This window comes from Frankia sp. CgJB1 (assembly GCF_977947065.1).
In genome coordinates, this window is sequence record NZ_CDWTNB010000146.1 from 1 (window position 1) to 9978 (window position 9978).

Here is a 9978-nt window from a genome sequence, read left to right on the forward strand (position 1 = left end):
CATCTGGTCATGCTCTCGTCGGCCATGACCCGATTGTGGCGATCGAGGTGGCGCGGCTCATCGGTGGAAGGGCCTGAGCCGAGTCGGCCGATCATCCGACCGCAAGGCCGTACTTTTGGCCGATGAGATCCGTGTCTGGCCGATGAGATCCGTGTCGGCCGCGCTGAACTTCGGTCACCCGCGTGTCATCGTCCGCGAGCGCTATCGGGCCCGAATCGGTTGGTAACGCGCTTGGTCTCGTAGGCCCACATGGCGATCTCGACGCGGTTGCGGGCGCCGAGCTTAGCCATGAGGCTGGCGATGTGGGTCTTGACGGTGCTGAGGGTGATGTGGAATTCGCCGGCGATCTCGCTGTTGGTGCGCCCACGTGCCACGGTGGCGAGGATCTGCTCTTCTCGGTCCGTGAGCGGCTCGACGGGTTGCACCGGCGGTGCGGCTGGCCCGGCGTCGGCGAAGGCCTCGAGTAGTCGCGCGGTGATGCTCGGGGCGATGAGCGCGTCGCCGCCCGCGGCGGCGTGGACGGCCTGGGCGAGCAGGTCAGGGCCGGCGTCTTTGAGCAGGAAGCCCCGGGCGCCGGCTCTGAGGGCAGCGTAGACGTAGTCATCGAGATCGAAGGTCGTGATAACGACGACGGCGAGGGGATCGTCGACAGTCGGTCCGGCGAGACAACGGGTGGCTTCGATGCCGTCCAGGCCGGGCATCCGAATGTCGAACAGGCAGACATCGGGGCGTAGGCGCTGTGCGAGCTCCACGGCTCGCCGCCCGCCAGCAGCCTCGCCGATGACCTCGATGCCCGGTTGGGCGTCGAGGATCATCCGGAGCCCGGTACGGACGATTTCCTGGTCGTCGGCGATGATCACTCGGATGCTCATGTCGCCCAGCCTGTTCGAGGGAGCGCGACCGTCACGGTCCAGCCTCGATCGGGGGCCGGGCCAGCTGCGCAGGTGCCGCCGAGCAGGTGAGCACGTTCGATCATGCCGGTGAGCCCGTAGCCCGGTGGCGCGGTCGGGCGGGTGGTGCTGGTGTCGCCGTCGTTGCTCACGCGTAGGTGCACCATCGTGTCGTCGGCGGCGACGCGGACCTCGATACACGAGGCGTGACGAGCATGTCGTCGGGCGTTGGTGACCGACTCCTGGGCGAGGCGGTAGATCGCGGCACCGACCGATGGAGGAAGGTCGTCGAGGTCGCCGAGGATCTCCACGTCGACAGACGGACCGGCACGGTCGCGGCTCGCGAGCTGTTCGAGATCGGCGATCTCCGGGCTGGGCGCCAGGTCCGCCGGTTGGTTCCGGCGCAGGACGCGGACCACGGCGCGCATCTCGGCCAGCGTGCGCGACGCCTCGGCCTCGATCACGCGGAGTGCCTCGGTCGCGGCTTCCGGTCGCGATGCCGATGTCGCAAGGCCCGCCTGGGCGCGGATCACAATCGCCGAGACGTGATGAGCGACAGTGTCGTGCAGGTCGCGGGCCAGCCGTTCGCGTTCGAGCAGCTTGACCTGGTTGAGCTCACGGATCCTCGCCCTGGCCCGGTACCGGGACGCTCCGCCCAGTGCGGCGGCCGCGGACAAGACGGCGAATCCGGCGATCGCGTCGGCGACGCTGAGGTAGCCGAGGACCATCGAGAGGCAGACCTTGGCAATCAGGATCAGCGAGCCGATCACGGCCTCGCGCCCTGACCCCCACCGGTACAACGAGTACGGCAACACGAGCACATACACGATCACCTGCAGTTTTGGCTCGCCACCAGTCACCAGGGAGACCAGGCCGGCGGTGACGAAGACGATCGCGACCATCAGCAGCGGTCTGGTCCGGCGCCACAACAACGTGGGCAGCAACCCGACAGCGAGAATCACCGAGACGGCCCGCCATGGAACGTCCGGTCGCAGAACTCCTTCGAGCACCGCGACCGGCGCGAGCACCCCCACGAGTGCCCAGTCCCGCCACACCCGCGACGGCGGGCGGGGAGGAGGAGGCTCGTCCCACACCGAGCGAAGAAGGGCGTGCACCCAATCACGGTACGAGAACCGATGCCGCTCCTGATCGGCCGAAAGTACGAGGCACACACTTCGCTCGGTGCGCCGGGCGGCTAAGCCGATAAGCCGAGCGGCTGAGCCAAGCGGTTAAGCCGGGCGGCTAAGCGTCGGACAGGCGCCGCAGCACGTTGCGGTCCGTATGGGCGACCGGGTCAGACACCCGCTCGTGATCGATGGTGGTCGTGGAGGTGTAGGCGAAGCTCCCGTTATCGGTGACGGTGATGCTCACCTCGTAGCGGATGCTGTTCGCCGCGCGAGCCAGGTAGGGGTTGGACAGGATACCGTATGTGGGGGAGCCGGCCTGCGCCCGCAGGGTGAAGTCGGTCGCGTCCGGCGCCACGGCACCACCAGCGATCAGGACTGTACCGCGGGGCACCATGAAGCACCGCATGACGTGGCCGAGATCGGCGTCCCACAGCCAGTAGCCGATCTCAGTGTGGAACGCCTTCTCCTCGCCGGCCCGCCACGCGGCCATGTGGTAGTCGAGGCCGTAGAGACACTGCGGGCCGTTGTCCACGGGACCGAAGGGCTTGAAGGTGACCCTCTCGCGGTACGGGGTCTCGATAATCGTGCCCTCGGCGTTGCCGAAGGCAACGTCCACCCCCTGGTTGCCCTCCCACTCACCGGCCAGGGCCGCCAACGGACCGAACTCCGGGCCGGCTTTTCCCGTCTCCCCAGTCTTTCCCGTCTTTTCCGTCAAGGCGAACCCTCCTTGGGCGAGGAACCATCTATAGCCGGCACAATCCCGGAACAAGCCCGGAACATCTCGACATTACTGTCAAATTCCTGCAAGCCGCTGTTGCACGACTCTCAGGACGCGCAAGACGGCACATTCACCGTGCTCACGGACCCGCCATCAAGATCGAATATTTCACTGGTCTCATGGGGCACGGCGCCGCTTTGGTGAGCACGGCGCCGCTTCAGTTTTGCGTGGTGGTGTTGCGGGGGTGGGCGGCTTCGTGTTCGTAGGTCTGCCAGCGCCCGAGGATGTCGCGTTGGGCGAGTGCCGCGAGCTCGTCGGCTTCGTCGGGGTTGACGGTGTTGAGGAGGGTGAACCGGGACTCGGTGGCGGCGAACTCGCTGAAGGGGATGGACGGTGCCCGCGAGTCGAGGGAGAACGGCCTTTCCGCTCGGGGGTCGACCCGGTAGAGCGGCCAGTATCCCGATTTCACCGCGGCTTTCTGGTGGGCCATGCCGTCGGTCATGGTGATGCCGTGGGCGATGCAGTGGCTGTAGGCGACAATGAGGGACGGGCCGTGCCAGCTGGCCGCCTCGTTGAAGGCTTTCACCGTGTGCTGGTCGTTGGCGCCGAGGGCGACCTGCGCGACGTACACGTCGCCGTAGGCGGCGGCGAGCAGCCCAAGGTCTTTCTTGCGGGTCCGTTTGCCGCCGCCGGCGAACTTCGCGACCGCGGCGCGCGGCGTCGACTTCGACGCCTGCCCACCGGTGTTGGAGTACACCTCGGTATCGAGGACGAGCACGTTGACGTCGCGCCCCGACGCGAGCACGTGGTCGAGGCCGCCGAAGCCGATGTCGTACGCCCACCCGTCCCCACCGATGATCCACACGCTTTTGTCGACGAGGTCGTCGAGAACAGCGTCGAGGGTGGTGTCGTGGTCGACGGTGGCCAGCCGTCGGCGTAGTTCGGCCACCCGCTGGCGTTGGTCGAGGATGCCGGCCTCGGTCGACTGGTCGGCGGTGAGCAGCGCCTCGACGAGCGTGCCACCGACCGTCGCGGTCTGTGCGCGCAGCAGCCGGCGGGCCTCGCGGGCCCGGGTGTCGAGCGCGAGGCGTAGCCCGAGCCCGAACTCGGCGTTGTCCTCGAACAGCGAGTTCGCCCAGGCCGGGCCGCGGCCGTCGGTGCCCGCCGACCAGGGTGTGGTCGGCAGGTTGCCGCCGTAGATGGACGAGCATCCCGTGGCGTTCGCGACGATGATGCGGTCACCGAACAGCTGCGTGAGCAGTTTGAGGTAGGGCGACTCCCCGCAGCCGGCGCAGGCGCCGGAGAACTCGAACAGCGGCTCCCGTAGCTGCGAGCCGCGGACCGTGTCCGGTGGGGCGAGCGCCGGTGGGACCGCCGGCAGCGTTTCGCGGAACGCCCATCCGGCGCGTTCCTCCTCGAAGCGGGGTGCGGCGTCGACCATGTCCAGGGCGCGATGGCCCTCGATCTCCCGGCTCTTCGCCGGGCACGCCTCGACGCAGATGCCGCAGCCGGTACAGTCGTCCGGTGCCACCTGCACCGCGAGCCGGAACGCCGCGAGGGTGCGGTCCTTCGGCTTTTTGTGCCGGAACGACGCTGGCGCGCCGGCGAGCTGCGCCGGCTCGAACAACGTCATCCGGATGGCGGCGTGCGGGCAGGAGATCGCGCACTTGCCGCAGTCGATGCACAGGTCCGCATCCCACACCGGAAGCTCGCGGGTCAGGCCGCGTTTCTCGTACCGTGCCGTCCCGACGGGGAAGGTGCCGTCAGCCGGTAGTGCGCTGACGGGAAGCAGGTTCCCCTCCCCCGCCATGATCCGCGCCGTCACCTGCCGGACGAACGCGGGCGCCTCGCCGAGCAGCTGCCGGCGCGCCTGCCCCGTGACCACACGAGCCTGCAGGTCGACCTCGTGCAGGGCGTCGAGCGCGGCATCGATGGCGGCGAAGTTACGCTGCAGCACGGCGTCACCGCGTTTGCCGCGGGCGGCGCGGACCCCGTCCTTGACCGCCGCGATCGCCTCGTCGCGGTCCAGCAGACCGGACAGCGCCAGGAAACAGGTCTGCAGCACCGGGCTTACGATCCCGGGCATGCCGGCCTGCTTCGCCACCCGGTCGGCGTCGACGACGAACAGGCGCGCACCCCGGTCAAGCAGGTGCCGCTGCGCGTCGGCCGGCAGATAGTCCCACACCTTTTCCGGCGCATGCGGGCTGTTGAGCAGCACGGTGGCACCCGGCGCGGCCACGGCGAGCACGTCCACCCGTTCCAGCAGCGAGGACTGATGACAGCCCACATACTGGGCGTTCTGGATAAGCCATGGGGAGTCGACCGGTCGTGGCGACAGCCGCAGATGCGAGACCGTCATCGACCCCGACTTCTTGGAGTCGAACACAAAGTACGCCTGCGCGTGCAGCGGCGTGCGAGCGGCGACGATACCGGCCGTCGCCCGCGTGGCACCCACGGTGCCGTCGCTACCGAGCCCGTAGAACACCGCCCGCAGCACGTCATCCGGCTCCGGGACACGGTCGTCGTCCACCTCGAGCGACAGGTCCGTGACGTCGTCGCGGATACCCACCGTCACCTCCCGACGCGGCGCCGCGCCGGCCAGCTCGTCGAACACCGCCGCCGCCATCGCCGGGGTGAACTCCTTCGACGCCAACCCGTAACGGACACCGATCACCCGCGGCATCCGCTCGGGCCGTTCCGCGAACGCGGCGACGACGTCCAGCCGCAACGGCTCACCCGACGCGCCCGGCTCCTTCGTCCGGTCCAGGACCGCGACCGACCGCACCGTCGAGGGCAGGCACGCGAGCAACGCCCGGCCGTCGAAGGGACGGAACAAGCGGACCTGGACGAACCCGACCCGCTCGCCTCGCTCGACCAGCCGGGTGACCGCCTCCCGCACCGCCGACCGACCCGACCCCATGACGACCACGACCCGCTCGGCCTCGGGATGACCCTGATACTCGAACAGGCGGTAGGCCCGGCCCGTCGCCGCGGCCAGCCGGTCCATCACCCCTTGCACAATCCCGGGAACCGCGGCGTAGAACGTGTTCGACGCCTCCCGGGCCTGGAAGAACGTGTCGGGATCCTGGGTGGTGCCCCGGATCACCGGGCGGTCGGGGGACAACGCCCGGCGGCGATGGGCATCGATATGCTCGGCCGCCAGCAGACCACCCAGCGTGCCGTCGTCGAGCAACGCCACCTCGTTCAACTCGTGCGACGTGCGGAAACCGTCGAAGAAGTGCAGGAACGGCACCCGCGACTCGAGCGTTGCCGCCTGCGCCACCGCGGCCAGGTCATGCGCCTCCTGCGGCGACGCCGAACACAGCATGGCGAAACCGGTTGACCTCGCCGCCATCACGTCGCTGTGATCACCAAAGATCGACAGTGCGTGCGTGGCCACGGTCCGGGCCGCGACGTGGAGAACCATCGGCGTGAGCTCACCGGCGATCTTGAACATGTTGGGCAGCATCAGCAGGAGACCCTGCGAGGCGGTGAACGTCGTCGACAGCGCACCCGCCTGCAACGCCCCATGCACCGCGCCGGCGGCACCACCCTCGCTCTGCAGCTGGACGACCTCGGGCACCGCACCCCACAGGTTCGGGCGGCCCTTCGCCGCCCACGCATCGGCCAGCTCCCCCATAGCCGACGCCGGGGTGATCGGATAGATCGCGATCACCTCGCTCGCCCGGTAGGCCACCAACGCGGCGGCCTCGTTCCCATCGATCGTCTTCTGACCCATGCATCCCAGACTCAGGCGTCCGGAGACGGATCGAGGGGGGACTTCCTTCCCGTCCCCGAAGGCGGAAGTCACCAGTATCCGACTCCCGGCCACGTGACCGATCCAGAAACAGCCGTAGTCTGCTGGTGAACCGGACGCGGAAGCTTGAGGGTCCGGCCGAGGAGGCACGACGTCCCTCCGCCGCCGGGCGGAGCGCGCGACCGGGAGCGAGGATGCGGTGAAGGTCGTGGCGATCGCCAGCTACAAGGGCGGGGTAGGCAAGACCACGCTCACCGCAAACATCGGCGCCGCGATCGCCCGGTTGGGGAGACGGGTACTGATGATCGACCTGGACCCGCAGGCGAACCTGACCTTCTCCTTTTACCGGCCCGAGACCTGGCGGACGGACCTCGCCGACCACCGGAGAACCGTCAAGGCGTGGTTCGAGTCGTGGCGGCCGGAGACCACCCCACCGCCCCTCGCGGGGTACGTGACCACACCGTCGATCGTCAACGCCGCCGTCGCCGCGGGCGGCGGCACGCTGGACCTGCTCGCGTCGCACCTCTCGCTCGGCGACATCGAGATGGACCTCACCGCCAGGCTGGGCGGGGCGCGGGCCCACCGGTCCACCAGGTACTACTTCGACGTCTACCAGCGGCTGGCCACCGGGCTGGCGTCCTTCTCCACGTACGACTACGACCTTGTGCTCATCGACTGCCCGCCGAACTTCGGAGTCATCACCCGGGCCGCGATCGCCGCCTGCGACCACCTGCTCATCCCGGCCCGGCCGGACAACCTGTCGACGCTGGGCATCGAACATCTGATGAGCAGACTGGGCCGGTTCGTCTGGGAGTACAACAGGGTCGCGGAGTTGCAGTCCGGGATGCATCCGGCCGTGAAACGACTCGAACCGCGGGTGCTCGGTGTTGTTCTCATGATGGTCCAGTACTACGGCGGTCGGCCGACCAGCTTCCTGCGGCCCTACATCCACCAGGCATCGAGTCTCGGACTTCCAGTGTTCGAGTCGATGCTCCACGTAAGTAACCGGAGCTTCGCCGGAGCAGCTGGAACCCAACTGCCGGCGGTGCTGTCCGCAGATCTCCCGCCCGAGGTGGCCCGGGAGCTGATCAGCCTGGTCGAGGAGTTCCTCCGGCGGGTCGGGGCGGCCAGCCGCGGGGCGGGTCCGTTACGTAGGCCCGTCGCGTAGGCGAGATCCAGAGGCCCCGGCGCCCAGCCAGTCATGATCGACATTCTCCGAGACACACCTCGAGTAGTGATCCTGCCGCTTCTCGTTCTCGTCGAAGCGGGGCAGAACTCGCAAGTCGGGACTTGATCGTCTGGTGGTCGGGGGTAGCGACAACCACCCCCTTGGAGTGTGTAACATCGCAGTCGTTCGCGGGTGAGACATCCGCGACCACCTGTCCGGGTGGCGGAATGGCAGACGCGCTAGCTTGAGGTGCTAGTGCCCTTTAACGGGCGTGGGGGTTCAAGTCCCCCCTCGGACACTCTCGTTTGTACATGATCGTTTGAGGCTGGGCTTCGGCAATCACTTGGTGGGCTCCCGGCTCGTAGATCAGCTGGAGCCCGAGCTGGGTGTAGATCTCGGCCTTGTCGGCTGGGTCGGCCTCAGCGAGGACCGTGACGATGTCGCCCATGACGGTGACGATGTCGCTGATCTCCTGTTCAGTCATGCGCTGACGGTCGGTGGTGGTCCGGAGGCGGGCCTGGGCGGCGGCGCGTTCGGTGTTGGCTTTGGCGGTCCAGCGGGCGACGAGGGCGGGGTCGGCGCCGGCTTCGAGGGCGAGCCGGTAGCGCTCCAGCTTGGCGTCGCAGTCGGCGACGGCCTTCCGTGCTTGGGCGAGGTCGGCGTCACGGCCGATGTCGGTGTTGTCATCCTGGGCGGCGGTCAGGGCGGCGATGGTCACAGGGAGCCGGGGCGGGGTGAAGGCGCGGGCGAGCCAGCGGTCGAGGTGGGGGACGATGAGTTCCTCGCGGACGTAGACGCTGCAGGGGTGGTGGACGTGGTTGGCGAAGGCGTACTGGTCGGGGTAGACGCAGCGGTAGTGGGGTTTGCCGTTGTTCCAGCTGCCCTGCATCCGCCGCTGGCAGTTCCCGCAGCGCATCCGCCCACGGAGCTGGTAGGGGTGCCGGGTGCGTTTGGGCTCGCGCGGCCCGCTCGGATCAAGCTTGCGGGCGGCGTAGCGGGCTTTGACCTGGGCGAAGGTGTCGTCGTCGACCAGCGGCGGATGGACGATCGCGGCGGAGTAGATCCAGGTGTCGGGGTTGTTCCACCGCATTCGGGTCTCGTAGCCGAGGGCGACGTCCTCGACGTCGAGAAGGACCTCGTCCTTGCGCTGGCGGTTCCAGACCTGACGGCCGGTGTAGCGGGGGTTGGTCAGGATGGCACGCAGCGCCGGTTTGGACCAGGCGATACCGGTCCTATGCGGGTTGCGTGCCGGATCATGCGCTGACGGGCTGGGGATGCCGTCGGCGGTGAGTCCCTCGGCGATCGCGTACAGCCCGCGGCCTGCGGCGTACTCGGAGAAGATCCTGGCCACGATGGGGCTGGTGACCGGGTCGGGTTCCAGGACGTGGAGGCGTTTGCCGTCGGCGGCCTTGGCCGGGTTGGGGTGGGGGCCGGCGTCGGCGATGCGGTAGCCGTAGGGCGGCCGACCGCCGAGGTAGCGGCCTTCGGTCTTGGCCTGGGCTGCCATCGCGGTCCGTACCCGGATCTTGATGCGGTTCCGTTCTCCCTTCGACATGCCCCCGAACACTGACATGATCAGGTCGTGGGCTTCCGAGGTCGGGTCGATCGGCCCGCCGACCTCGGGCACCCACAGCGCGACGCGATAGTGGGTGAACAGCAGGAAGATCAGGCTGAACTGGTTGCCGTAGAACGCCCGATGCGGCTCGCCGATGACAACCGCATCGAAACCCCGATCGGGGTTCCGGGAGGGCGTCGAGTAGCAGGCTGGCCTGTGGACGGCGCTTCCAGGGCAGGGACCGGGAGTGCCCGACGTCAAAGTACTCGGCGACGATCTCCCCGTGCTTCTCCGTCAGGGCTCGTGCGCGGGCGATCTGCCAGTTGCGGGAGACCTCTGGATCCTGCTGGTCTTCGGTGGAGACCCTGCCGCAGAACGCAAGTCTGATCATGGGGGCGGTCCTTTGTGGTGAGGCGACGCGGATGAGTCTGAGGTGGGCGGATCTTTCCGCGGCATGTTCGCTTCGGTCCCGGGTGTTCGGCCGGAACGGGCGGATTGTGCTGCCAGCAGGATACGCAGCAGTGCCCGTGCCGCCGAGGGGGTGAGGGTCGGCGGCCCGTCCGGGAGGAGTATGAGAAAGACCTCGTCGCCTTGGGTGTCTTGATAGTAACGTCCAGCTCCATGGGGATGCTTATCCGCCTGCCGTCCATTCAGCGCAGGTCCAGGACCGTCGGGGGACGTTTTATGGTCGACCGAGCCTTCCGCATCATCCGGGGAGCAGCCTGCGTCTTGTCCTGGCCTGATCATCGGCACGGCTTTGGCG

The 9978-nt window shown here is 68.3% G+C and carries 6 protein-coding genes and 1 tRNA gene; 2 read left to right on the plus strand and 5 right to left on the minus strand.

Translation table 11 applies throughout. The features are described from left to right. Positions 1-185: 185 nt before the first annotated feature. From AC08OT_RS15455 to nifJ, 4 genes are all read right to left on the minus strand, one after another. Positions 186-872, minus strand: a complete 687-nt coding sequence (locus tag AC08OT_RS15455) for a response regulator (RefSeq protein WP_476596109.1) — start codon at positions 870-872, stop codon at positions 186-188. Further along, the gene (locus AC08OT_RS15460) at positions 869-2005 is read right to left on the minus strand and encodes a sensor histidine kinase (RefSeq protein ID WP_476596110.1); all 1137 of its coding nucleotides are present in this window, start codon (positions 2003-2005) and stop codon (positions 869-871) included. The genes AC08OT_RS15455 and AC08OT_RS15460 overlap by 4 nt, the downstream gene beginning before the upstream one ends. Positions 2006-2132: 127 nt before the next feature. Next, entirely contained in the window at positions 2133-2732 is a 600-nt protein-coding gene (locus AC08OT_RS15465; RefSeq protein WP_476593757.1) for a heme-binding beta-barrel domain-containing protein, read from the minus strand. A gap of 220 nt (positions 2733-2952) precedes the next feature. Continuing rightward, positions 2953-6474, minus strand: coding sequence for a pyruvate:ferredoxin (flavodoxin) oxidoreductase (nifJ, locus tag AC08OT_RS15470; RefSeq protein WP_476593756.1), 3522 nt, complete (start codon positions 6472-6474; stop codon positions 2953-2955). A gap of 217 nt (positions 6475-6691) precedes the next feature. On the opposite strand from nifJ, the gene AC08OT_RS15475 reads away from it, so the two are divergent. Next, the gene (locus AC08OT_RS15475) at positions 6692-7660 is read left to right on the plus strand and encodes a ParA family protein (protein WP_476593755.1); all 969 of its coding nucleotides are present in this window, start codon (positions 6692-6694) and stop codon (positions 7658-7660) included. A 213-nt stretch (positions 7661-7873) separates the two neighbouring features. Further along, a tRNA-Leu gene (locus tag AC08OT_RS15480) sits at positions 7874-7958 on the plus strand. On the opposite strand, the gene AC08OT_RS15485 is transcribed toward AC08OT_RS15480, so the two are convergent. Next, positions 7923-9476 carry a recombinase family protein gene (locus AC08OT_RS15485; RefSeq protein WP_476593754.1) on the minus strand — a complete coding sequence of 518 codons (1554 nt, stop codon included), beginning with the start codon at positions 9474-9476 and terminating at the stop codon, positions 7923-7925. The two genes, AC08OT_RS15480 and AC08OT_RS15485, sit on opposite strands and share 36 nt — an antisense overlap. Positions 9477-9978: the final 502 nt, after the last annotated feature.

Bases quoted from the DNA above. Each gene is read 5' to 3' on its own strand.
- AC08OT_RS15455 (WP_476596109.1), bottom strand. From the start codon at position 872: ATGAGCATCCGAGTGATCATCGCCGACGACCAGGAAATCGTCCGTACC.
- nifJ (WP_476593756.1), bottom strand. From the start codon at position 6,474: ATGGGTCAGAAGACGATCGATGGGAACGAGGCCGCCGCGTTGGTGGCC.